21 protein-coding genes and 1 pseudogene are annotated in these 22,902 nt (G+C 70.4%); 9 read left to right on the top strand and 13 right to left on the bottom strand.

The window, feature by feature from the left end; translation table 11 throughout:
* Positions 1 to 5: 5 nt before the first annotated feature.
* A complete protein-coding gene (locus ABZ795_RS19185) occupies positions 6 to 809 on the bottom strand; it encodes a PASTA domain-containing protein (RefSeq protein WP_357531319.1) in 804 nt (267 codons plus the stop codon).
* A gap of 73 nt (positions 810 to 882) precedes the next feature.
* Positions 883 to 1,164, bottom strand: coding sequence for a hypothetical protein (locus ABZ795_RS19180; RefSeq protein ID WP_357531318.1), 282 nt, complete (start codon positions 1,162 to 1,164; stop codon positions 883 to 885).
* 129 nt (positions 1,165 to 1,293) lie between these two features.
* Between ABZ795_RS19180 and ABZ795_RS19175 the strand changes: the two genes are divergently transcribed.
* Complete coding sequence (locus tag ABZ795_RS19175; RefSeq protein ID WP_357531317.1) at positions 1,294 to 2,583, top strand: hypothetical protein; 1,290 nt, start codon at positions 1,294 to 1,296, stop codon at positions 2,581 to 2,583.
* A gap of 2 nt (positions 2,584 to 2,585) precedes the next feature.
* Here ABZ795_RS19175 and ABZ795_RS19170 read toward each other — a convergent pair whose 3' ends face one another.
* Both ABZ795_RS19170 and ABZ795_RS19165 read right to left on the bottom strand, forming a co-directional pair.
* Positions 2,586 to 4,064: a glutamate--cysteine ligase gene (locus ABZ795_RS19170; RefSeq protein WP_327023475.1), complete on the bottom strand. Its 1,479-nt coding sequence runs from the start codon at positions 4,062 to 4,064 to the stop codon at positions 2,586 to 2,588.
* Positions 4,065 to 4,465: 401 nt separating this feature from the next.
* The gene (locus tag ABZ795_RS19165) at positions 4,466 to 5,044 is read right to left on the bottom strand and encodes a YceI family protein (protein ID WP_327023476.1); all 579 of its coding nucleotides are present in this window, start codon (positions 5,042 to 5,044) and stop codon (positions 4,466 to 4,468) included.
* 100 nt (positions 5,045 to 5,144) lie between these two features.
* On the opposite strand from ABZ795_RS19165, the gene ABZ795_RS19160 reads away from it, so the two are divergent.
* Positions 5,145 to 5,654, top strand: coding sequence for a MarR family winged helix-turn-helix transcriptional regulator (locus tag ABZ795_RS19160; protein WP_357531316.1), 510 nt, complete (start codon positions 5,145 to 5,147; stop codon positions 5,652 to 5,654).
* Between the two features lie 313 nt (positions 5,655 to 5,967).
* On the opposite strand, the pseudogene ABZ795_RS19155 reads toward ABZ795_RS19160, so the two are convergent.
* From ABZ795_RS19155 to ABZ795_RS19125, 7 genes and pseudogenes are all read right to left on the bottom strand, one after another.
* Positions 5,968 to 7,608, bottom strand: a pseudogene (locus ABZ795_RS19155) (helix-turn-helix domain-containing protein); the annotation flags it as partial.
* Between the two features lie 161 nt (positions 7,609 to 7,769).
* Complete coding sequence (locus ABZ795_RS19150) at positions 7,770 to 8,918, bottom strand: acyl-CoA dehydrogenase family protein (RefSeq protein WP_357531315.1); 1,149 nt, start codon at positions 8,916 to 8,918, stop codon at positions 7,770 to 7,772.
* 82 nt (positions 8,919 to 9,000) lie between these two features.
* The gene (locus tag ABZ795_RS19145) at positions 9,001 to 10,533 is read right to left on the bottom strand and encodes an acyl-CoA carboxylase subunit beta (protein WP_357531314.1); all 1,533 of its coding nucleotides are present in this window, start codon (positions 10,531 to 10,533) and stop codon (positions 9,001 to 9,003) included.
* Between the two features lie 204 nt (positions 10,534 to 10,737).
* Positions 10,738 to 11,646 carry a hydroxymethylglutaryl-CoA lyase gene (locus tag ABZ795_RS19140; RefSeq protein ID WP_357531340.1) on the bottom strand — a complete coding sequence of 303 codons (909 nt, stop codon included), beginning with the start codon at positions 11,644 to 11,646 and terminating at the stop codon, positions 10,738 to 10,740.
* Positions 11,647 to 11,743: 97 nt separating this feature from the next.
* A complete protein-coding gene (locus ABZ795_RS19135; protein ID WP_357531313.1) occupies positions 11,744 to 13,081 on the bottom strand; it encodes a biotin carboxylase N-terminal domain-containing protein in 1,338 nt (445 codons plus the stop codon).
* 99 nt (positions 13,082 to 13,180) lie between these two features.
* Positions 13,181 to 13,807, bottom strand: a complete 627-nt coding sequence (locus ABZ795_RS19130; RefSeq protein WP_357531312.1) for a TetR/AcrR family transcriptional regulator — start codon at positions 13,805 to 13,807, stop codon at positions 13,181 to 13,183.
* 149 nt (positions 13,808 to 13,956) lie between these two features.
* Entirely contained in the window at positions 13,957 to 15,102 is a 1,146-nt protein-coding gene (locus ABZ795_RS19125; protein WP_357531311.1) for an FAD-dependent oxidoreductase, read from the bottom strand.
* A gap of 107 nt (positions 15,103 to 15,209) precedes the next feature.
* On the opposite strand from ABZ795_RS19125, the gene ABZ795_RS19120 reads away from it, so the two are divergent.
* Positions 15,210 to 15,836 (top strand): TetR family transcriptional regulator, encoded by a 627-nt coding sequence (locus tag ABZ795_RS19120; RefSeq protein ID WP_357531310.1) that lies wholly within the window; start codon positions 15,210 to 15,212, stop codon positions 15,834 to 15,836.
* 49 nt (positions 15,837 to 15,885) lie between these two features.
* Here ABZ795_RS19120 and ABZ795_RS19115 read toward each other — a convergent pair whose 3' ends face one another.
* Positions 15,886 to 16,776: a sulfurtransferase gene (locus tag ABZ795_RS19115; protein ID WP_357531309.1), complete on the bottom strand. Its 891-nt coding sequence runs from the start codon at positions 16,774 to 16,776 to the stop codon at positions 15,886 to 15,888.
* 214 nt (positions 16,777 to 16,990) lie between these two features.
* Between ABZ795_RS19115 and ABZ795_RS19110 the strand changes: the two genes are divergently transcribed.
* Positions 16,991 to 18,109 (top strand): LPXTG cell wall anchor domain-containing protein, encoded by a 1,119-nt coding sequence (locus ABZ795_RS19110; RefSeq protein WP_357531308.1) that lies wholly within the window; start codon positions 16,991 to 16,993, stop codon positions 18,107 to 18,109.
* A gap of 46 nt (positions 18,110 to 18,155) precedes the next feature.
* On the opposite strand, the gene ABZ795_RS19105 is transcribed toward ABZ795_RS19110, so the two are convergent.
* Entirely contained in the window at positions 18,156 to 18,935 is a 780-nt protein-coding gene (locus ABZ795_RS19105; RefSeq protein ID WP_357531307.1) for an SGNH/GDSL hydrolase family protein, read from the bottom strand.
* 188 nt (positions 18,936 to 19,123) lie between these two features.
* On the opposite strand from ABZ795_RS19105, the gene ABZ795_RS19100 reads away from it, so the two are divergent.
* The 5 genes from ABZ795_RS19100 (at position 19,124) to ABZ795_RS19080 (ending at position 22,867) form a co-directional block, all read left to right on the top strand.
* Positions 19,124 to 19,768, top strand: a complete 645-nt coding sequence (locus ABZ795_RS19100) for an SUMF1/EgtB/PvdO family nonheme iron enzyme (protein ID WP_357531339.1) — start codon at positions 19,124 to 19,126, stop codon at positions 19,766 to 19,768.
* 203 nt (positions 19,769 to 19,971) lie between these two features.
* Positions 19,972 to 20,778, top strand: a complete 807-nt coding sequence (locus ABZ795_RS19095; protein WP_357531306.1) for a helix-turn-helix transcriptional regulator — start codon at positions 19,972 to 19,974, stop codon at positions 20,776 to 20,778.
* Complete coding sequence (locus ABZ795_RS19090) at positions 20,766 to 20,951, top strand: DUF397 domain-containing protein (protein ID WP_327023488.1); 186 nt, start codon at positions 20,766 to 20,768, stop codon at positions 20,949 to 20,951. Before ABZ795_RS19095 ends, ABZ795_RS19090 begins: the two co-directional genes overlap by 13 nt.
* 93 nt (positions 20,952 to 21,044) lie before the next feature.
* A complete protein-coding gene (locus ABZ795_RS19085) occupies positions 21,045 to 22,217 on the top strand; it encodes a histidine kinase (protein ID WP_357531305.1) in 1,173 nt (390 codons plus the stop codon).
* Positions 22,214 to 22,867 (top strand): response regulator transcription factor, encoded by a 654-nt coding sequence (locus tag ABZ795_RS19080; protein WP_357531304.1) that lies wholly within the window; start codon positions 22,214 to 22,216, stop codon positions 22,865 to 22,867. The genes ABZ795_RS19085 and ABZ795_RS19080 overlap by 4 nt, the downstream gene beginning before the upstream one ends.
* Positions 22,868 to 22,902: the final 35 nt, after the last annotated feature.

The raw sequence follows: 22,902 nt of genomic DNA, 5'->3' as shown, positions 1-22,902 counted from the left end.
GACGGTCACCTGGTGGGGCTGGCCGTGGCCGTCGGATCAGTGGTCGTCGGTGCAGTGGTCGGCTCGGTGCTCGGCGGCTCCGGGGCCGGTGTCGACGGGCTCGGATCGGCGACCACCAACCTGACCACGTCGCCCGACTCGACGGGATCCCCCGCCCCCGGGTCGGTGGCGATCACCGTCCCCGCCGGTTGGTTCGACGGGCGGTACTCCACCTGGGGTTCGAGATCCAGCCGGTCCAGCAGGGCCCGGGCGGCCTCCTCGGTGAGGCCGACAAGTGGGGGCAGCGGCAGGGTGGTCGGCGCCGCACTGGTCGTCGGCGTGGCCGAGGGCGAGCGGGTGGGTGACGGCGAGTCGCTCGTGGGTGCCGCCGAGGTGGTCGGCTGCGGCGAGGGCGGGCCGGAGTCTCCCTCGTCGACCGCCTGACGGGCCAGCCACAGCCCTGTCCCGAGCAGCGCCAGGAGCAGCAGCAGGGCGATGCCCCAGACGATCGGCAGCCACCAGCGCCGCCCGGCCGGGTCGTCGCCGTACCACTCGCCGGCGGCCAGGTCGCGCTCCTGACCGGAACCCGCCGGCGGCACCTCGGCCCGTCCCGACCATGGCTCCGCCCGCCGCACCGGAGGCACCGGTACGGTCGGGTCCGCCGCCGGGGGTCCAGAGGTGCCGCCCAGGATGGCGGTCTGGTCGGAATCTGCGGCGGAGTCGGAATCTGCGGCAGCCGGAGGCAAGGGGCGGGTGTGGTCGGGATCTGCGGCGGACGAAGGCAACGGACGTGTCCGGTCGTCCGGCTGTTCCTCGCCCCGCTCGCTCATCTCGACATCCCCACCCTGGTCAACCTAGCGCCTCCGCGGGCCATCGGCCGGCATCAGCGTGTCGGGCGTCCGGTCACTGCGAATCCGGGCTGTCCCCCGGGGTTCCGCAGACGAGGCGCACCTCGTCGTCCCACCGGCCGAGGGTGCCACCGGCAGGTTTCTGGGCGGTGACCGCGCCGTCCAGCCCGGCCGGATGGCGGGGGACGAATCCGTAGCGCAGGAGGTCGGCCGCCGCCCGGCAGTCCGTCCCCAGCACGTTCGGCACCTCGGTCGGCGGTGGCGACCCGATCACATTGATCACGACTACGACACCGCGTTCCACCAGGCTGCCGGCCTCCGGGTCGGTACTCGACACCCGGGAATCGCCCCCACCGCCCAATCATCGGCGTCTGTGATCACCGACGCCAGACACCCTCCGTCACCATCACCCTCCGGTACGGCGCACGACTCGCCGCACCGAGCACAGGAGGTTACGCTGCCCGGCATGGCCAGACAGGGCTGGGGAGGATCGATAGCCACCGCAGCCGGCGTAGCCGCCGGCGCCGGTGCCGCCCAACTGGGTTTCGCGTACGGCCTGGGCATTCTGAACTGGGCACCGGCTGATCCGACGGCCGGCACGGCGGCCTGGGTGGCCAGTCTGATCTGGGCCACCTGGATCGCCGCCAACTCGACCATCTTCGGTGCGGTCTGCGCCCAACGGCTCCGCGACCGGCACCCCAGCCCGGCCGACCCGACCTCGACAGGCGACCCGGATCGACCCTCGCAGACCGGCCGACGCCCCGGTGACGGCGGGTGGTCAATCGCGTTGGCCGGGGCCGCCGCTCTGGGCGCACTGATCACCGTGCTGCTGGTCGCGGTACCCGCCCGGGTCGCGGTGGTACCGGACACCCCCGCGCCCCGGGACATGGCCGCCGGGTACGCCGCAGTCGGCGTACTGGTGGGTGCCTTGGTGGCCCTCTGGTCGCTGCGCTGTCGGGCGGCAGCCACCAATGTGATCGCCACCGCCGGCTGGTTGTGGCTGCTCGCGGTCGTCGCCGTGGTCGACTCGGTGCTGGCCGGTCGGGGTCTGACCACCGCCCAGTTGGGCATCTGGCAGCTCAGCTCCGACAGCGACCAGTTCTGGATCCGGGACTACTTCTACTGGCCCGGAGCCCTCCTCTCGCTCGGTTCGGCACTGGCGATCGGTGCCCTGGCCGCCTGGCGGGGGGTACGCGACTCCGATCGGCGGGTCGGCGCCACCGCCTCCGGTGCGGCCGGCCCTCTGCTGGTGGCGATCGCCTACTTCCTCGCCGTACCGAGGTTGACGGCGATCAGCCCCGAGCAGGTGTCCGCCCACCTCATCGCTCCGTACGCGGCGATAGTCGGAGTCGGCGGATCCGTCCTGGTCGCCGCGCTCGCCCAGCGGGCTGCCCGACGCCGGTCGGACCAGCCGGTCGCCGATCAGCCCTCCACCCCGCCGCTGCCTCGGCAGCGCTCCGGGGACGACGACATCGCCTCCGGGGTCACCGGCGAGCCGACCGAGAACAACAGCCCCGGCGAGCCGACCGGCGACCACGCCGATGCGACCGCGAACAGCGCCGGTGCGGCCGGGGACGGTGCCGGGGTGGCCGGCGCCAAGCCCACCAGGTCGGATGAGCAGGCCGGGGCGGAGCCTGCGGAGATCACCTCCGGCGGGGTCCGGGAGAAGTCGGATGCGACTCCCGGGGCCGAGGGGTCACCGGAGGGGCCGCAGACCCGGAGGGGACCTGCCCGGCCCTCGCGGCGAGCCCGCTGAGGTCAGTCGATCGGCCAGGTGTGCACCGGTTCGTTGCTGCCCTGCAACTCGGCGTACCGCTGAAGCATGTGGTGCAGGGCGGCCCGCCGGTCCATGCCCCGTTGCCGCTGGGCGGCCCACACGGTCGAGGTCTGCCAGTCCGCACCGTTACGGCCGGTACGACAGCGCTGCTCGATGATGCCGAGCAGCCGGTCGCGTTCGGCCGGGGCCACCCCGAAGCCGTCCAGCCCGTCGAAGGCGATGGGCAACAACACGTCGAGGACCAGCTTGGTCACCGGCACCTCACCGAGGCGGGGCCAGTGCACTACGGCGTCCATGCCCCGTCGGGCGGCGGCGTGGAAGTTCTCCTCGGCGGAGCTGAAGGTCAGCTGGCTCCAGATCGGACGGTCTGCCTCGGCCAGGCCCCGGACCAGCCCGAAGTAGAAGGCGGCGTTGGCCAGCATGTCGACCACGGTGGGCCCGGCCGGCAGCACCCGGTTCTCGACCCGCAGATGTGGGCGCCCGTTCATGATGTCGTACACCGGGCGGTTCCAGCGGTAGACCGTGCCGTTGTGCAGCCTCAGCTCGGCGAGCTCGGGCACCCCGCCGGCGTGCAGGACCTCGACCGGGTCCTCGCTCTCGCAGATGGGCAGCAGCGGCGGGAAGTAGCGGACGTTCTCCTCGAAGAGGTCGAAGATCGAGGTGATCCAGCGTTCCCCGAACCACACCCGGGGTCGTACCCCTTGCGCCTTCAACTCATCCGGGCGGGTGTCGGTAGCCTGTTCGAACAGGGCGATCCTGGTCTCCGCCCATAGTTGCCGGCCGTACAGGAAGGGGGAGTTGGCCCCCACCGCCACCTGTGCTCCGGCGATCGCCTGGGAGGCGTTCCAGTAGTCGGCGAAGCTGTCCGGCGCCACCTGGAGGTGGAACTGAAGGCTGGTGCAGGCCGCTTCGGGGGCGATGGAGTCGGTGTGGGTACGCAGCCGCTCCACCCCGCGGATGTCCAGTTCGATGTCCTCGCCCCGGGCACCGACGATCTGGTCGTTGAGCACCCGGTAACGCTCGTTCGTGGACAGATTGTCGGCGACCAGATGACACTCGGTCAGGGTGGGCAGGATGCCGACCAAGACGATCCGGGTGTCCGAGCGGGCCGCCCGCTCACCCGCCCGATTGAGGCTGCCCAGCAGGCCCCGCTCGTAGTCGGCGAAGCCGTCACCGGAGATCAGTCTCGGACTCGCGTTCAGCTCCAGATTGAACTGTCCCAGCTCGGTCTGGAACAGCGGATCGGCGATGGCGGCGAGGATCTCCTCGTTGCGCATGGCGGGTTCAGCCGCCTGATCGACCAGGTTCAGCTCGATCTCCAGCCCGGTCATCGGCCGGTCGGCGTCGAAGCCGAAGTCGTCGAGCATCAGGGCGAAGACATCCAGGCAGCGGCGGACCTTCTGCCGGTAGAGGACCCGATCCTCACGGGAGAATGTGGCTCGGTCGACATCCCTGCCCATGTGTTCCTCCCGGGGCGCGACGCGACGGAACCAGTGCCGTTCCGCAGCGCAGTGTGAACCATACTCGCTGACGCGCCGAACCTGGCTGCCCCGAACATCGGTTCCCTGCCGCAGTCCACCGCCCAGCAACGCCGCTCTGACCAGCGACGGGCCCGATCGGACGCGCTAGAAGACTTCCTACCCAGCCGGGCTGTCGTGGCCAACGGTCCAACTGACGAACAATCTGTGACATTAAGCATCGGCCCCGTGGTTGCCACAGCGTCCCGCATGGTTGTCCGGGGCATCCGGCGTGGTTTTCCCGACATTTCGCCGACACGTGCCACCGGTGGCAGCGCGACGTGGTGGACAACGCCGGCAGGCCCGCGCGAGCTTCAGCGCGGGCCTGCCGGCGGGTGTCAGGATCAGGCCTGGCGGACGCCCTCGCCCTCGATCTCGATCTTGATCTTCTTGCCGACCAGGACGCCACCGGACTCCAGGGCGACGTTCCAGGTCAGGCCGAACTCCTCACGGTCGATCTCGGCGCTCGCCGAGAAGCCGAAGATGTCCTGGCCGAAGGGGCTGCGACCGACACCCTCGAACTCGACCTTGAGGTCGACCGGGCGGGTCACGTCCTTGATGGTGAGCTCACCGGCGAGGACGAACTCGTTGCCGCTGTGGGACTTCACCCCGGTGCTGCGGTACTCCAGGGTGGCGAACTTCTCGACGTCGAGGAACTCCGGGCTGCGCAGGTGTGCGTCCCGGTCGGCCTGGGCGGTGGTGATGCTGGCCGCCTGGATGGTCGCGCTGACGGTCGACTCCAACGGCTCCTCGGCGATCGTGATGGTCGCGGTGGCCTCGGTGAACTCACCCCGCACCTTGGAGACCATCATGTGCCGGGCCAGGAAGCCGACCCGCTTGTGCGCGGCGTCCAGGAGGTAGGTGCCGGCCGCCGGGATGGTCAGGCCGTTCCATTCGCGGGTAACCGACTCGGTGCTGGTCATGGGAACTTCCTCCAGGGATAATGTTCGGCAAGTCAACGGCTGACTCAGCAACTATACTCTCAGCAATATTCCGTGTGTCAAGTACTGATAGGATGGCCTGGTGAACCCGAACGTGTTCAACGACTCACGCATCACCGCTGTCGGCCTCCTCTTCGAGGTGCACGCCGGGCTGTCGGCACGATTCGCCGCGCAGCTGGAAGAACACGGGCTTTCCTCGGTCGAGTTCGAGGTGCTCACCCGACTGACCCGCTCGCCCGACAACCAACTGAGAATGACCGACCTCGCCGCCCAGACCTCGCTGTCCACCAGCGGGGTGACCCGGGTGGTCGACCGGATGGAGCGCGACGGCCTGATCGTCCGGCAGGCCTGCCCCTCCGACCGACGTAGCTCCTTCGCCGTGGTGACCCCCGCCGGCCTGCGTCGACTCGATGAATGCCTGCCCGGCCACCTCCAACTCATCGAGGACTGGTTCACCGGCCAACTGGATCCCGCAGCCCTGAGCGCACTGCTCGACGGCCTGCGCCGGGTGCGAGATGCGGTGCATCCCTGCGCGACCGCCGGCAGCGACGAGTCCGTCCGTACGGAGGACACCAGCCCCACCGAAGGTTGATCATCGCGTGACCGTGGCTACTGATCAACCCCCGCTGTGAACTACCGGTGTTCGGCCGACCAGCCGAGGGTGACAGCAGCGGCAGAAAATGCGGCAGAACCCATCGATCAAACGGGGATAGACCATCAAATCCGACAGATGGCCTGTCCCCGTCTCGCTAGTCTCGGGTCCGCGGGGGCGTGCAGGGGGGTGCCGGCGCGGACGATGAGCGAGGGGTGACAACAGGGGGCTTCCTCGTCCGCGCCACCACCCCCCGTCGCCGCGACCGATCCCGGCCCTTCGGCGACTCCTCCCCAGCAGCCTCACCCGCACCGGCCAGCGCCGCCACCTCCAGCGCCGCCCGGGCGCGCAGTTGCGGATCGACATCAGCGGTACCCGGATCGGTCAGCAGCCGGGACAGCCACTCCCGCCCCACGGCTTCCTGCCCGCGACGTCGCCACCAGGGCGGCAGGCCAACCGCCAGACGCAGGGCGGTGCCGGGATCGTCGACTGCGGCGTACGCCAGCGCGGCATCGATGTCCCCGCGGACCTCGTCGAGTAGACAGGCCTCCGTGTCGACCAGTCCCGCCACGGTGCGCTCCACGAATCGCGCGATCACCCGGGCGTGCCGACGACGGATGAGGGTCGACTCACCGGCGCCGGAGGCGCGCTCCAGCGCGTAGTCCCGGACCGCGTCGAGCAACCGGAAGCGCAGCGGTGCATCCCCGCGCAGGTTCAGCAGCCCCAGTTCCAGGAACCGGTCGAGCAGCCGTACGGGATCGGCGGTGATGGCGGTGCCGGCTAGCATCTCCTCGGCCAGTTCCAGCGACCACCGGTTGCCGAACGCGGCGAACCGCCGCAGCGCCGCACGTTCCTCGTCGTCCAGCAGTCGGTAGCTGGCCGCCACCGCGTCGCGCAGCGTCTCCTGCACCGGTACGCGGGGCTCGTCCCGCCGCATCTGCCCACCCTGCCAGCCGCTGCGGACAGCCAGGTCCAGATCCAGCACCCGGTCGCCGTACCGGTCCAGCAGTTCGGTCAGGCTGAGCAGTCGACCGCGTGCCGCCATCAGCTCGATGGCCAGTGGCAACCCGCCGGTTCGTCGTACCAGGGTGGCCAGGGCAGGCAACTCCTCGGTGGCCGGTGGTTCCCGGCGGACCTGCGCCAGCCGGGCGGTGAACAGGGCCACCGCCGGACAGGCCGCCAGGGTCGCCGGATCGATGACCTCCGGCGCCGGCACCTCCAGGGGCGGGACCGGTCGGACCCATTCCTCCGGCAGCCCCAGCGGATGCCGACTGGTGATCAGTACCCGCAGGGAGGGCGCCGCCTCGGCGAGGCGGGGCACCGTCCGGGCCACCGCCTCGGGGGCCCGTTCGGCCGCGTCCACCAACAGCAACCCCGGACGATCGCCGATCCGGGCGGCCAGGTCCGCGACCCGGGCGGCCCCGAAGACCTCCAGCACGGCCGCGAGCACCTCGGCGACATCCGATCCGACGCCGATTTGCACCCCCCGGGTCTCCCCAGGGTGTACGGCATGACCGACGGCCAGGGCCAGCGCGGTCTTCCCGACCCCGGCCAGGCCCACCAGGCTGATCACCTGAGGGCCGTGCGGCCCGGTCAGCAGGGCCACCAGCTCGGCCAGGTCGCCCTCCCGCCCGATCAGCTCGGGTGGTGGCGGAATGGGTGGTGTCGGGGTACCGGAGCCGACCGGGTCGTCACCGGCTCCCCGAGCGGCGGCCACGAAGGTCGTACGGGCGGCACCGGTCAGTCCCAGAGCACCGGCCAGCAGCTCGATCGTGGTCCGTTGCGGACGCAGGGAGCGTCCCCGTTCCAGGTCCCGGACCGTCCGTACGCCGACACCGGCCCGGGCCGCGAGTTCGGCCTGGGTCAGGCCGGCGGCTCGACGGTGGCCGCGCAGCAGCTGCGCGAGGTCGGACGGCTCGACCGAGGCCGAGAAGGGGTCATGACCCAGCGTCATGGCCACGGACATTACGGGCCAGGACCGACAGCCGACACACGAGCGTCAGCCACCCGACCGGTCGATGCGGAAAGCCGACAGGATGAGCCGGGGTCAGCCGCGCAGAGCCGGCGCCAGGACCTACGGCCGGTCGAACCCTGGCCTCGACTGCTCGGCTCGGCTCACATCCCCAGGTCCCGCGCGATGATCATCCGCTGCACCTCGGAGGTGCCCTCGCCGATCTCCAGGATCTTGGAGTCCCGCCAGAACCGGGCCACCGGGTACTCGTTCATGAAGCCGTACCCGCCGTGGATCTGGGTGGCCTCCCGGGCGTTGTCCACCGCGATCGTGCTGGCGTGCAGCTTGGCGATCGCCGCCTGCCGCTTGAACGGCTCCCCGGCCAGCATCCGGGCCGCCGCGTCGTAGTACGCCAGCCGGGCGGTGTGCGCCTTCATCTCCATGTCGGCGACCTTGAACTGGATCGCCTGGTAGTTGCCGATCGGCTGGCCGAAGGCGTGCCGCTCGCGGGCGTACTTGATCGACTCGTCGACACAGCCCTGGGCCAGCCCCACGGCCAGGGCGGCGATGGCGATCCGACCCTCGTCGAGGATGCGCAGGAACTGGGCGAAGCCCCGGCCCCGCTCGCCGAGCAGGTTCTCCGCCGGCACCCGGCAGTCGTCGAAGGTCAACTCGTGGGTGTCCGAGGCGGTCCAGCCGACCTTGGAGTAGCCGGGGGCGACCGTGAAGCCCGGGGTGCCGCTCGGCACGATGATGGTGGACAGCTCCTTGGCGCCGTCCGGTCGGGTGCCGGTGACCGCGGTGACGGTGACCATGGAGGTGATGTCCGTGCCCGAGTTGGTGATGAAGGCCTTCGAACCGTTGATCACCCACTCGTCGCCGTCCAGCACGGCCCGGGTCTCCGTGCCCCCGGCGTCCGAGCCGGTGCCCGGCTCGGTCAGCCCGAACCCGGCCAGCGCCTCGCCGCTGAGCAGCTTCGGCAGCCAGCGGGCCTTCTGCTCCTCGGTGCCGAACCGGTAGATCGGCATCGCGCCCAGGGAGACCGCCGCCTCCAGGGTGATCGCCACGCTGGAGTCGACCCGGGCCAACTCCTCCAACGCCAGGCAGAGGGCGAAGTAGTCGCCGCCCATCCCGCCGTACTCCTCGCTGAAGGGCAGGCCGAACAGGCCCATCTTGCCCATCTGCCGGATGATCTCGTACGGGAAGGTGTGCTGCTCGTAGTGCTCGGCGATGACCGGCGCGACCACCTCGCGGGCGAAGTCCCGCACGCTGTCGCGCAGGGCCTGGTGCTCCTCGGAGAGCCGGAAGTCCATCGGGTTCCTCCTGTGTGGACGGCCGTCGGGCGCTTGTGGCGCCGCCGACGGTGCCGGTGCTGACTGCTGCGGGTACGCCGGTTCAGACGGGGGTTACGCCGTGCCGACGCCGGGAGAAGTGCCGATCCTTGCTCCGGGCGGCGGTGAAGCGGCGGACCAGTTCGGCGCGCAACTCGTGCGGCTCGACGATCGTGTCGATGACCAGTTCACTGGCCAGCCGGACGATGTCGATGTCCTGCTCGTACTCGGCGCGCTTGGCGGCGACGAAGGCAGCCCGCTCGGCCTCGTCCTCGATCGCGGCGATCTTGTTCGCGTACACCGCGTTGACTGCGGCCTCCGCGCCCATCACCGCGATCTTCGCGGTGGGCAGGGCGATGGTGGCGTCCGGCTCGAAGCCCGGCCCGGCCATGGCATAAAGACCAGCGCCGTACGCCTTGCGGACCACCACACAGATCTTGGGTACGGTCGCCTCGGAGATCGCGGTGATCATCTTTGCACCGTGCCGGATGATGCCCTGCTTCTCCACCGCGCTGCCGACCATGAATCCGGGCACGTCGGACAGGAACAGCAGCGGCACGTTGAAGGCGTCGCAGAGCTGCACGAACCGGCTCGCCTTGTCGGCCGAGTCGACGAAGAGCACCCCGCCCTTGAACATCGAGTTGTTGCCGATCACGCCGACGACCTCGCCGTTCAGCCGGCCGAACCCGATGGTCAACTCCTTGGCCCAGAGCGCCTGGATCTCGAAGAAGGAACCCTCGTCGAGCAGCCCCTTGACGTACCGCCGCATGTCGAAGGCCTGCCGCTCGCTGGCCGGCACCAACGCGGCCAGGTCCGCCTGGGCGGGCGCCTCGACCGGCTCCGCCGTCGGCGGCTGCTGGGTCCAGTTGGCCGGCAGGTACGACAGGTAGCGCTTGACCACGTCGAGGGCCTCGGCCTCGGTCTTGCAGAGGAAGTGCCCGACCCCCGACTCGGCGCAGTGCACCTTGGCACCGCCCATCGCCTCCAGGGTGGTCTTCTCCCCGGTGACCATCTCGACCATCCGGTCGGAGCCGAGGTACATGCTGGCGTTGCCGTCCACCATGGCCACCACGTCGCAGAACGCCGGGATGTACGCCCCGCCGGCCGCGCTAGGCCCGAACAGCGCGCAGACCTGGGGAATCGAGCCGGAGGCGCGTACCTGATTCCAGAAGATCTTGCCGGCACCCCGGCGCCCCGGGAACAGCTCCACCTGGTCGGTGATCCGGGCCCCGGCCGAGTCGACCAGGTAGACCATCGGGACCCCGGTGTCGTACGCCCGCTCGATGATCCGAATGATCTTCTCGACGGTACGCGCGCCCCAGCTGCCGGCCTTGACGGTGGAATCGTTGGCCATCAGGCAGACCTGACGCCCGTCGATGGTGGCCGTGCCGGTCACCACCCCGTCGGCGGGCAGGCCCTCGGCCAGGGCGTTGGCGAAGAGTCCATCCTCGACGAAGGATCCCTCATCGACCAGCAGCGCCACCCGCTCCCGGGCGAACAGCTTGCCCTTGGCCGCGTTCGCCGCGTGGTACTTCTCCGCACCGCCGGCCCGAACCCGCTTACCGAGTTGCTCCAGCGCGCCACCGTCTACCGTCACCACGGCTCCCCACCCCAGCCGACCTGAACGATCGTTAATCTACCCCACTGCCCCCACCCCCCACCACGCCTCACCCACCCCGCCCTCTGCCCCACCCCCGCGACCCCTCCCGCGATCTTGCACTTTGTGTCGCCCATATGCACCTTTCATGGCGATATATGGCGACCAAAACTGCAAGATCGCGGGGGGAGGGTGGGGGTGGGTTTAGGGGAGGGGGGTCAGCAGGGTGCGGGGGCCGGCGCGGAGGACGCCGGAGGGGAGGCGGCGGGCGGTCAGTTCCTCGGCGAGTTTGGCGGCCTCGATCAGGGCGTCGAGGTCGATGCCGGTGTCGATGCCCATGTCGTGCAGCATGTGCACCGCCTCCTCAGCGGCCAGGTTGCCGCTGGCACCGGGGGCGTACGGGCAGCCGCCCAGGCCACCGACGCTGGCGTCGAACTCGGTGATCCCGAACTCCAACGCGGTCAACAGGTTCGCCAGGGCGGTACCCCGGGTGTTGTGGAAGTGCAGCAGCACCGGGATGTCCGCGTTGCGCTCGCGTACGGCGGCCAGCAGGTCCCGGACCCGTCGGGGGGTACCCATGCCGGTGGTGTCGCCGAAGGCCACCCGGTCGGCGCCGTCACGGACCACCCGGTCCACGATGGCGGCCACCCGGCCGGGGTCGATGTCCCCCTCGTACGGGCAACCGAAGCTGGTAGCGATGATCACCTCGGCGGTGGCGCCGGCGCCGTGCAGCAGGTCGATCAGCTCGGCGATGTCGTCGAGCGACTCGTCCGTGCCGCGGTTGACGTTGCGCCGATTGTGGGTGTCGCTGGCGGAGACGACGACTTCGATCTCGGTGAACCCGGCGGCCAGGGCCCGCTGAGCGCCCCGGGAGTTGGGCACCAGCGCCGAGTAGTTCACCCCGTCGACCTTCGTCGCCCGCTGCCACACCTCGTCGGCGTCGGCCATCTGCGGGATCGCCTTCGGGTGCACGAACGACACCGCCTCGATCCGCCGTACCCCGGTGTGGGACAGCGCGTCGAGCAGCCGCACCTTAGCCTCGGTCGGAATCGGCTCCTCGTTCTGGAGCCCGTCACGCGGTCCAACCTCCCGGATGGACACAAACCCCGGCAGTTCCGTCATCCTGGCCACCTCACTGTGACACCCATCGAGCCCTGCTTCCTTTCCCAGCATCCCACCCCACCCACCCGACCCCTGTTGATCAAAAAGTTCAGCGCATGCGGGTTATCAGGGTGGTGTCGTAGGTGCCGGAGGTGAACTCCTGGTTGTCCAGGAGTTCGGTGAAGAAGGGGAGGTTGTTCTTGGGGCCGGACAGGGCGAAGTCGGCCACGGCGGTACGGGCCCGGGCGATCGCCGCCTCGCGGGTGTCGGCGTACACGATGAGCTTGGCCATCAGACTGTCGTAGAAGGGGGTGACCGTGTTGCCCTCGACGTAGCCGGAGTCGACCCGTACCCCCTCGCCGGTGGGCTCCACCCAGGTCTTGATCACCCCTGGGCCGGGCAGGAACCGCTTCGGGTCCTCGGCGTTGATCCGCAACTCGATGGCGTGGCCGCGCGGGCTCAGCGCGTCCGGGTCGAAGGTGGGCGGCAGGCCGGCGGCCACCCGCAGCTGCTCCTCGACCAGGTCCAGGCCGTAGACCAGCTCGGTGACCGGGTGCTCCACCTGGAGCCGGGTGTTCATCTCCAGGAAGAAGAACTCGTCCGTGCCGGGGACCAGCAGACACTCCACCGTGCCGGCGTTGCGGTAGCCGACCGCCTCACCGGCCCGTACCGCCGCGGCCAGCAGGCGCTCCCGCAGCTGCGGCGACACCGCCGGGGAGGGGGACTCCTCGACCAGCTTCTGGTTGCGGCGCTGCACGGAGCACTCCCGCTCACCCAGGGCCACCACCCGGCCGTCGGCCAGCCCCAGGATCTGCACCTCGACGTGCCGTACCCGGGGGAAGTAGCGCTCGATCAACACCGAGCCGTCGCCGAACATCCGCTCCGCGAACGCACGCACCTTGTCGTACTCGGTGCGCAGGGCGCTCTCGTCGGCGGCCACCCCCATGCCCATGCCGCCACCTCCGGCGGCGGCCTTCACCATGACCGGGTACCCGATCTGGTTCGCAGCCGCGACCGCCGCCGTCAGATCGGCCGCCGGCTCGGTGGTGCCGGGGGCCACCGGAACCCCGGCGGCGGCCATCAGGTTCCGCGCATTGATCTTGTCGCCCATCGCGCTGATCGCGTCCGCCCCCGGTCCGACCCAGACCAGGCCCTCGGCCTCGACGGTACGGGCGAAGTCGGCGTTCTCCGACAGGAAGCCGTAGCCGGGGTGGATGGCCTGGGCCCCGGTCGAGGCGGCGGCGGCGAGGATCGCCTCGGTGTTGCGGTAACTCTGCGCCGGGTTGGCGGGCCCTACACAGACCGCCTCGTCGGCCTCCCGCACGAACGGCAGATCGGCGTCTGCCTCGGAATGCACCGCGATCGCGCGTACGCCGAGCCGCCTGGCGGTACGGATGATCCGGCGGGCGATCTCGCCCCGGTTGGCGACCAGCAACGACTCGATCATGGGTCCTCCGAGCGTCCAGATGGTGGGACCGCATGCTAGGCAGGCCCACCGCCATGGAGCAAGGAAGGGCCCTCTTGCTGGAGCCCCGGGGAGGAGACCTCAGGCCGGTCCGGTGGGGGCCAGCAGCGCGGCCAGGGTGGCGGCGCGCAGCAGTTCGGCCCGGCGGCGGCGGTCCACCTCACCACCGAGGAAGGGGGTGGAGTTCATCAGGCCGAAGGCGGCGTGCGCCAGCACCCGCGCCTCCCCGTCGGGCAGCCCGTCGTGCAGGGCGGTCAGCACGGTGACCCACTCCTCCACGTAGAGCCGCTGGAGGCGCCGGATGCGCCGTCGGGGCTCCTCGGGCATCCGGTCCAACTCGTGCAGGTGCAACGCGATGACTGCGGGATTGGCCAATGCGAAGTCGACATGGAAGTCGATCAACGACTCCAGGGCGGCACGTGGATCGCCCGGGTGGCCGGCGGCGCGCTGACGGCCTCCGTCGAGCAGTCCCTCGCTCACCGGCACCAGCGCGGCGACCAGCATCGCCTCCTTGCCGGCGAAGTGGTGGTAGAGGGCCGGGCCGGTCACCCCGGCCGCCGCGCCGATGTCGTCCATCGACACCCCGTGGTAGCCGCGGGAGGCGAACAGCCCCACCGCGATCTCCAGGATCTCGTCCTTGCGGGACCGGCGCCGCCCCGTCCCCGTAGCCCCGCTGTTCGCGCTGCGGGCCCGCTGCTCCACCGTCACCGGGCAAGCCTAGACCGAGGCCGATGACCGGGGGCAGGCTTGGTTACCCGCCAGTCCGCCTGCCGGGAACGCCCACGTGGCGATGGCCGCCGACGACCGGTCACGAACAGCACCCGCACCAGCTCAGCGGGCGGATCGGCCGCTGGAGGTCACGCCCGTTGGTGCAGCCCGGACAGCCGCAGGGCGATCCGGCGGCGTACCGGGGGCAGCCCGGAGACCAGGCGCAGCAGCACGTCCCGGGCCGGCCGGGCGGGCGGGGGCACCACGGCGAGCCGGGTCAGCCGGCCGGCGAAGCCGGCCACCTCCTCGGCCAGCGGACGACGCCGGGCGGCGTACTCGTCGAGCAGCCGGTCGTGCCCCCCGGCCAGCACCTCGGCGAGGGTTTCCCCCAGGTCTATCGCGTCACGGATGCCCAGATTCATGCCCTGCCCCCCGGCGGGGCTGTGCACATGACCGGAGTCACCGGCCAACAGGATCGGCCCGGCGCGGAAGGTCTCGGCCACCCGCTGGTGCTGCCGGAAACGGGAGGACCACAGCACCTCGCGTACCCGGTCGGGGCGGGCGGCCGGGCCGCGTTCGTCGAGGATCCGTTGCAGGTATGCGGCATCGGGCTCGGCCGGCGGGTCGGTGACCGTGGCGACCAGGCGGACCTGGTCGCCGGGCAGCGGCACCCAGACCAGTGGACCGCCCCGGGCCAGGAAGATCGAGGCCCCTTCGCGGGACATGGTGCTGTCCATGAGCACGTCGGCCAGCACGAAGGATTCCGTGTCGGCCCGCCCGGTGAAGGGGATGCCGGCCGCCGTGCGTACGGTGCTGTGCATTCCGTCGGCCGCGATCACCCACCGGGCCCGCACGGTGGCACCGTCGAACCGCGCCAGGGCGCCGGCATCGTCGAGATCCAGGCCGGTCAGCCGGTACGGACGCAGCACCTCACCGCCCGCCTCGGCCAGCTGCTCGGTGAGCACCTGCTCGGTGACCGACTGGGACACCGTCAGGGCGTACCGATGTCGACTCGGCAGTCCGTCGAACGGCACGGTGACCAGCACCCGGTCCCGGTCCCGCACGGTGATCCGACGGGAGGGCAACCCCCGCGCCACCAGGGGCGCTGCGGCGTCGATGCGGTCCAGCATCTCCAGGGTGTACGCGTGCACCACCGCCGCCCGGGAGGTCACCTGGGGCCGTTTCCGCTCGTCGACCAGGGTGGCCTGGACACCGTGACGGGCCAGGGTGAGCGCCGCGGTCAGCCCGGTCGGGCCGGCGCCGACGATCAGGACATCCGTTCGTTCGGGCAGCATGGCGACCTCCGAGGCATCTGCCAACATCTGTTTGCCAACAACCGTTGACCTGACGGTAAGTCGACCCGGAACCGGAAGTCAACGATCGTTGGCATACTGTCGGTCAGATGACGGAAGGCGTACACCAGCGGCAGGGTGGATCGCAGGCGCAGCCGGCAGCCGGGGTGCGGGGAACGCGTCGCTCGGAGGCGACCCGGGCGGCCATCCTGCGAGCGGCCCGGGCCCGATTCGCGGCCGACGGCTATGACCGGGCGACCATCCGCGCCATCGCGGCGGACGCTCGGATCGATCCTTCGATGGTGATGCGCTACTACGGCAACAAGGAGGGGTTGTTCGCGGCGGCGGCCGATTTCGACCTGCGCCTGCCGGACCTCGGCGGGGTGCCCCCCGAGCGCCTCGGCGACACCCTCGTCGGACACTTCCTGACCCGCTGGGAGGGCGACGACACCCTGCCCGCCCTGCTGCGTACGGCGTCCACCAACCCCAATGGAGCGGAGCGGCTACGCACCATCTGCGCCACCCAGCTCGGCACGGCAGTGGCCCGGGTCATCGCCGATCCCACCCAGGCTCCCCGCCGGGCCGGTCTGATCGCCGGCCAGCTACTCGGGGTGGCCCTCACCCGCTACGTCCTGCGCATACCACCCATGGTCGACATCTCCCTGGCCGAGTTGCGCGGCTGGCTGGCCCCCACCATCCAGCGCTATCTGATGGACGACATCCCCGTCGATCGTTGAAGTCGCCGGGGACGGCCCGCCCGGCGACTTCGACGATCGGCCCGAGGGATCAGGTCGGGTTGGGGCCCTTGACGACGGGGGCGCGCACCAGGTTGCCCCATTCGGTCCAGGAACCGTCGTAGTTGCGAACCTGGGGGTAGCCGAGCAGGTGGCGCAGCACGAACCAGGTGTGGCTGGAGCGTTCCCCGATCCGGCAGTACGCGATCACGTCGTCCTCCGGGCTCAGCCCGAGCTGATCGGCGTAGATGGCGCGCAGTTCCTCGGCCGACTTGAAGGTGCCGTCGTCGTTGGCGGCGGACTTCCACGGCTTGCTCACCGCACCCGGGATGTGCCCACCCCGCAGCGCACCCTCCTGCGGATAGTCCGGCATGTGCAGCATCTCGCCGGTGTACTCACCCGGTGAACGCACATCCACCAGCGGCCGACCTGCCGCTACGTGCGCCGCCACCTCCTCGCGGAAGGCCCGCACCGGCGCGTCGTCGCGCTGCGGCACCGGGTACTGGGCCCGGGGCCGGTTCGGCTTGTCACGGGTCAACTCCCGCCCCTCGGCGATCCACTTCTGTCGCCCGCCGTCGAGCAGGCGCACATCGGCGTGCCCGAAAAGGGTGAAGACCCAGAGGGCGTACGCGGCCCACCAGTTGAAGTTGTCGCCGTAGAAGACCACCGTGTCGTCACGGCCGATGCCCTTGGCGGCGCAGAGTTCGGCGAACCGTTCGGCATCCAGATAGTCGCGGGTCACCTGGTCGTTCAGCTCCAGATGCCAGTCGACCTTCACCGCACCGGGAATGTGCCCGGTGTCATACAGCAGCACGTCCTCGTCGGATTCGACGACGACCAGACCCTCGTCGTGCAGATGCTCGGCCAGCCACTCGGTGGTGACCAGCCGCTGGGGATCGGCGTAGGACTGGAGTCGGGAGTCGGGATCACTCGGCACAGGCATGGTCCCCAAGGTACCCAGTCGTGAGCTGCCGGGTGGCCGCTCCGATGACGGGACAGCGCGACCGGGCCCTCGCCGAATATCGTCGGCAATGACACGTGCCGTTCGCTTGGAAGGTTTCGCTGTGACTGTTGGTCGTCGCTGGCTGTCACGAACGGTGGCCGCCGCACTACTAGTCCTCGCCGGTACAGCTCTTCCCGCTGGTCCCGCCGCTGCAATGGATCCGGAGCCGAAGTTCGACTTCGATCTGACCAGCACTACGGCCCCAGTGGGAGTCGAAAAGAAGCGAATATATCTCAGATTAACCAACCTGACGGCCGACGAGACGCCGACCGCGTGGCAATTCAACGTCGCCCCCGGCAGCGAGGACCCGATCCAGGGTGCCTCCGTCCACTGGACGGAGCCGCGCATTGACACCGGCGAGTGCGACGGTGAGACCGACAACTTCTACTGCTTCCTCGAGGGATCCGATTATCCGGAGTTCACGCCGGGCCCCGGCGAGACGGTCGAGGTGCCGCTGGACCTGCGCATCCGCAAGCAGGAGCCGGTTGAGGCCGCAGTCGTGGTCACTGTGCACGCGTACTGGGACGACGTCAGGTCGCCCGATGTCAAGAAGACCTTCACGATCAAGATCGTCGACGAAGACGGGGCTGACCTTTCGGTGATCGCCCCGGACGTGAAGCAGTCCGTGCGGGTAGCGGCGGACGGCAAGCTCGAAGCGACCGGGCCGCTGAACCCGGGCGAGACGGCCGCGGTGCGCTACCGGATCGTCAATCAGGGCCGGAAGGCGGTCAGCGGGGTCAAGGTCACCCTGGGCCTGCCCGAGGGCACCGCCTTCACCCAGCCTCCCAAGGAGTGCGCGGTCGACGAGGACGCACGCTCGGCGGTCTGCACCTACGACAGCCTGGCCCTCGTACCGGTCGCCGAGGACACCGACCCCAAGGACGACATCCACTCCGCGGTCGAGCTGCACAACCTGATTACCGTGCCGGCCGACGCCAAGGCCCCGGTCACCTTCAAGGGCGGGACCGTGCAGGTCGAGGGCCTGACCGAGGAGGTCGTCGCCAAGTCCGACCGGGTGGGCACCACGCTGCCGGCGAACGCGGTGGCCGTACCGGCGGCGGATGTGGATGCCAGCGACAACCAGGACGGTTTCTCCGTCGTGGTCGCCGCCCCCCGCAGCGGTGGGGACGACGGCGGCAACGGGGGCGGGGGTGAGCTGCCGATCACCGGGTCACAGACCACCCTGATCGCCGGAATCGGTCTGGTCCTGCTGGCCGGAGGCGGCCTCATGCTGCTGCTGACCCGACGCCGCAACCGTCTGCCGCACGCCTAGGCACCACTCGTCTGATCAGGAAGTCGTCGTGCCGGCGGCTTCCTGATCAGCGCGGCGGCGGTGACGAGAAAGGGCCGAGCGCGGGGCGTTTGGCGGTGCGGGTGTCGCCGGAGGAACGGCCGGTCAGCCGGCGCGTGATCCACGGTGCCAGGTGCTGTCCGGCCCAGCGCAGGTCGGCCGCCCGGGCGGAGAGCCAGGGCGTCGGCTGCGGGGAGGGCGGTACGAGCAACCACTGCTCGTCACAGCCGACCCCGAGGGCGGCGAGCACCTGGGCGGCGACCCGACGGTGACCGACCGCAGACAGGTGCAGCCGATCCGTGCTCCACAGCATCGGGTTCAGGTAGGTGTCGTCGGCGTACAGGTCGACCAGGATGGCGCCGTGCCGCTCGGCGGTCTCGCCGACCGCCCGATTGAGCAGCGCCACCCGGGGGGCGATGAACCGCTGACCGGGCAGTCGGGCCATCACGTCGGCGAACCGGAACAGCACCACGTCCGCGCCGTCCGCCCGCAGCCGGCCCACCACCTGGTCGAAGCGGCTGACCAGGGCATCCGGATCGAAGGTACGACGCAGCACGTCGTTGCCACCGGCAGCGAAGCTGATCAGGTCCGGCTTCATCGCCAACGCCATGGGCACCTGCTCGGCCACCACGTTCGGGAAGGTGCGTCCCCGGATGGCCAGGTTGGCGTACTGGAAATCGGGGCCGGCCTCGGCCGCCAGGCGGGTGGCGACCAGATCGGCCCAGCCCCGGAAGGTGCCGTCCGGATACGGGTCGTCCAGGCCTTCGGTGAAGCTGTCCCCGACCGCGACATAACTACCCCAGCGCACCACTGCTCCCTTGAGCGGAGTAAGGAAGGGCACCTTATTAACGCCTGCGGTATGGGAAGGGCCCCTTCTTAACGTCGCAGAGTCTGGCACCCGGCAGGCCTGTCCGGCTGCCCCGGACACGCGATCGTGGCGGAGGTCATTGCCCGTCGACTGGAGTACGCTCCCTGCTCGTGACGGCGCAGCTAGCCATGATTTCCGTCCCGGCCGGGTTGGTGACGCTGTCGGACCGGCGTACTCAGCGGCGCTGGTCGGTACGACTCCAGCCGTACGACATCGCCGCCGTCCCGATCACCCAGGAGCAGTACGCACAGGTCACCGGCGAGCACCCCAGCGCGGCCACCGGCGATCGGCTACCGGTCGAGAGCGTCTCCTGGTGGAATGCGATCCGCTTCTGCAACGCGCTGTCCCAACAGGAGGGTCTGACACCGGCGTACCGGATCGAGGGCGAGCAGGTCGACTGGACCGTCGACGCCGAGGGATACCGGCTGCCGACCGAGGCCGAGTGGGAGTACGCCTGCCGGGCCGGCACTACCGGCCCCCGATACGGGCCGTTGGACGAGATCGCCTGGTATCGCGGCAACTCCGCCGAGCGGATCCACGAGGTGGCCGGCAAGCAACCCAACGCCTGGGGCCTGTACGACATGTTGGGCAACGTGTGGAACTGGTGTTGGGACGTCTACGACGCCGAGGTCTACGGCAGCTACCGGGTGCTGCGCGGCGGCGGCTGGTTCGACGAGCAGTGGAGCTGCCGCGCCTCCGTACGCCGTCGCAGCCATCCGACGTTCACGGTCGACGATGTCGGTTTCCGGGTGGCCCGCCGGGCATCCCGCTGACCGTTGCGGGGGCCGCCCCGTCCCATCTGGTCTGAGGCGACCCCTGGGCAGCCCCACCCCGTCCCCGGTGGATGGGAGCAAGACCGCTACGTGACATTCTGCTGATCGCACGACTACGGTCGGAAGGCAAACGCGCGGGCCGGGGTGTTCTCCACGCCGGCCCGGGAACCCCGTGGGAGCGGCCAAGAGATCGTGGAGGCACTGTGGAATCGGAGCAGACCGCCGAACTGATCCGGGCCCAGCTGCGCAGGCTGCGACTGGCCGCCGGGATGACCCAGGAGGATTTCGGCAGGCTGGTGCACTTCTCCGGCTCCCAGATCTCCGCCATCGAGCTGGGGCAACGCCCCTTCGACCGACTCTTCCTCAAACGCGCCGACGAGGTGCTCGACAGCGACGGCCTGCTGCTGGGGCTGCTGCGCATCGCCGAGCTGCACGGTCAGCCGAGCTGGTTGCGGCCGTGGCTGGATGCCGAACGCGCCGCCCGTCAACTGCGCTGCTATCACCCCACACTGGTGCCAGGTCTGCTGCAGATCGAGCACTACGCCCGAGCGGTGATCCGCGCCGATGATCTGCTCAGCGACGACGAGGTGGAGCGGCGACTGGCGGTACGGATGGACCGGCAGGCCATCCTTACCCGGCCCGATCCGCCGATGCTGATCGCGGTGATCGAGGAGACGACGCTCCGCCGGGCCGACGAGAGTTTCCGAGGGATCATGCTCCAGCAGATCAACCACCTGCTCGACTGTGTGAAACGCGGCGGTGTGCTGGTGCACCTGATCCCCGCCGAGGTGAGCGTGCATGTCGGCCACGCCGGCCCGCTGACCCTGGCCCGCGGTGTCGAGGGCGAGTGGGTCGGACACCTGGAGAACCACGTCGGTGGCGCGACCATCGACGAAAACGAGGAGATGGCAACTGTGCTGGCGAGGTGGGAGGGCATCCGCAGCGTCGCCCTGCCCAAGGCGCAGTCCGAGCTGCTGATGAAGGAAGTGATGGACTCGTGGACGATCTGACCGGGGCGACCTGGCGCAAGTCGAGCCGCAGCGCCAGCGGCGAGTGCGTCGAGGTCGCCGACAACCTGCCGGGCGTGATCGGCGTACGCGACAGCAAGGACATCACCGGCCCGGTGCTCACCTTCGACCCACCCACCTGGCGTCGCTTCATCGCCTTCGCCAAACGCCCCTGATCCTTCCCACCGGACCGGGTACGTCCGTGGGCGACTGTCGGGGTCGCCTCCTGACGACTCCACCGGGTCGGGCCCGCGCCGTACGCTGAGTTCGTGGCCGGTCGTGCGAGGAAGCAGGCGTGCCGCCCCTGGGTCCTCGACCTCCTGCTAGGTGTGGGTGTCGCCGCCGTCGTCTCGATCGTGATCAGTGCCAACGAGGGTGGCCGACACGGGCCGGAAGGGGTCGCGTACCTGTGGGCCGTCGGCCTCGGGGCGCTGATGCTGGCCCGTCGCCGCTACCCGGTGCCGGTGCTGGCCGCTACGGTGCTGGGCCTGTGCGCCTACTACGCCGTCGGCTACCCGGCGATCGGATTGGCCGTGCCGGTCGCCGCCGCCCTCTTCTCCGCCGCCGAGTACGCCCGACTGGCCGCCGCCGTCACCGCCGCCGTGCTGGTCACCGTGGTCTCGGTGGTCTTCCGCCTGGCCGAGGGGCAGGACTTCTCCTTCGTGGTCGGCTACGAGTTGGCCGGGCACCTGCTGTTGATGGGGGCGGCGATCGCTCTCGGCGACAGCGTGCGGTCGCGCCGGGCGGCGCAGGCGGACGCCCGGCGGATCGCCGAACTGATCGCGGCGCGGTACCGGCAGGAGGCGCACACCCGGGTCCAGCACGAACGGATGGCCATCGCCCGGGACCTGCACGATTCCCTGGGGCACACCGTGTCGGTGATCGCCCTGCACGCCGATGTGGCCCGGGAGGCGTTAGGCCGCGACGAGGCCGCCGCCCGCTCGGCGCTGGAGCTGATCCGGTCGGCGGCCGGCCGCAGCCTGGTCGACCTGCGCCGCACGGTGACTCTGCTGCGTTCACCGGAGGACCAGCGCCGCACGGTGGTCTCGCTGGCCAACCTCGACGCGGTAACCCAGGCGGCCGGCGCCGCCGGGTTCGATGTAGACCTCCGGGTCGACCTGGACACCCCCGTCCCGGGTCCGGTGGAGGCCGCCGCCTTCCGGATCGTGCAGGAGGCGATAACCAATGTCGTACGACACTCCGCCGGCAGCCGGGTCGAGATCCGGGTACGCCAGGACGAGGCCCGCCTGACCCTGTCGGTCACCGACACCGGCGCCGATGCCCGAGCCGACCCGGGCCTCGAAGCACCAAAGGCCAGCATCGGGCACGGCATCGCCGGGATGCGGGAGCGGGCCGAGAGCCTGGGGGGTCGGCTGACCGCAGACCCGATACCGGGAGGGTTCGCTGTCCACGCCGAACTTCCGCTGGTCGGGCCGGCATGACCAGGGTGCTGATCGTCGACGACCAGGATCTGGTCCGGGCCGGCATCCGTACCCTGCTGTCGGCCGATCCTCGGATCGAGGTGGTCGGGGAGGCCGCCGACGGCCGCTCCGGGCTGCGGCTGGCCCGGCAGCACCGGCCCGATGTCGTACTCATGGACATCCGGATGCCGGTGCTGGACGGCCTGGCCGCCACCGCGGCGATCCGGGCCGACGAGCAGTTGGCCGCCACCCGGGTGCTGATCCTCACCACCTTCGACGACGAGGAGGACATCATCGAGGCGGTCAGCCTGGGCGCCGCCGGTTACCTGTTGAAGGACACCCCCTCGGAGGAGCTACGCCGGGCGGTGCTGACGGCGGCGGCGGGCGGGAACCTGTTGTCCCCCTCGGTCACCCGCCGGGTGATGGAACGGCTGGCCGCCGCGCCCCGACCGGCCCGCCCCGATCCTCGGCTGGCCGTGCTGACCGAGCGGGAGCGGGCCGTGCTGGCCCGGGTCGGGTTGGGGGAGACGAACGACGAGATCGGCCGGGCCCTGTTCATCAGTCCGGCGACCGCACGCACCTATGTGAGTCGCCTGCTGACCAAGCTGAACGCCCGGGACCGTACCGCCCTGGCGGTGATCGCGCATCGGTCCGGGCTCAGCGAGCCCTAGGGCCCAATGCGTTGGCCCAGACCGCCCCTGCGGTC

The sequence above is a fragment of the Micromonospora sp. NPDC047134 genome, assembly GCF_040643455.1.
GTDB lineage: Bacteria > Actinomycetota > Actinomycetes > Mycobacteriales > Micromonosporaceae > Micromonospora.
This window is presented reverse-complemented; position numbering and strand designations above follow the sequence as displayed.

Bases quoted from the DNA above. Each gene is read 5' to 3' on its own strand.
- ABZ795_RS19150 (WP_357531315.1), bottom strand. From the start codon at position 8,918: ATGGACTTCCGGCTCTCCGAGGAGCACCAGGCCCTGCGCGACAGCGTG.
- ABZ795_RS19175 (WP_357531317.1), top strand. From the start codon at position 1,294: ATGGCCAGACAGGGCTGGGGAGGATCGATAGCCACCGCAGCCGGCGTA.
- ABZ795_RS19110 (WP_357531308.1), top strand. From the start codon at position 16,991: ATGGATCCGGAGCCGAAGTTCGACTTCGATCTGACCAGCACTACGGCC.
- ABZ795_RS19170 (WP_327023475.1), bottom strand. From the start codon at position 4,064: ATGGGCAGGGATGTCGACCGAGCCACATTCTCCCGTGAGGATCGGGTC.
- ABZ795_RS19165 (WP_327023476.1), bottom strand. From the start codon at position 5,044: ATGACCAGCACCGAGTCGGTTACCCGCGAATGGAACGGCCTGACCATC.
- ABZ795_RS19125 (WP_357531311.1), bottom strand. From the start codon at position 15,102: ATGCTGCCCGAACGAACGGATGTCCTGATCGTCGGCGCCGGCCCGACC.
- ABZ795_RS19135 (WP_357531313.1), bottom strand. From the start codon at position 13,081: ATGATCGAGTCGTTGCTGGTCGCCAACCGGGGCGAGATCGCCCGCCGG.
- ABZ795_RS19115 (WP_357531309.1), bottom strand. From the start codon at position 16,776: ATGCCTGTGCCGAGTGATCCCGACTCCCGACTCCAGTCCTACGCCGAT.
- ABZ795_RS19080 (WP_357531304.1), top strand. From the start codon at position 22,214: ATGACCAGGGTGCTGATCGTCGACGACCAGGATCTGGTCCGGGCCGGC.
- ABZ795_RS19185 (WP_357531319.1), bottom strand. From the start codon at position 809: ATGAGCGAGCGGGGCGAGGAACAGCCGGACGACCGGACACGTCCGTTG.
- ABZ795_RS19120 (WP_357531310.1), top strand. From the start codon at position 15,210: ATGACGGAAGGCGTACACCAGCGGCAGGGTGGATCGCAGGCGCAGCCG.
- ABZ795_RS19100 (WP_357531339.1), top strand. From the start codon at position 19,124: ATGATTTCCGTCCCGGCCGGGTTGGTGACGCTGTCGGACCGGCGTACT.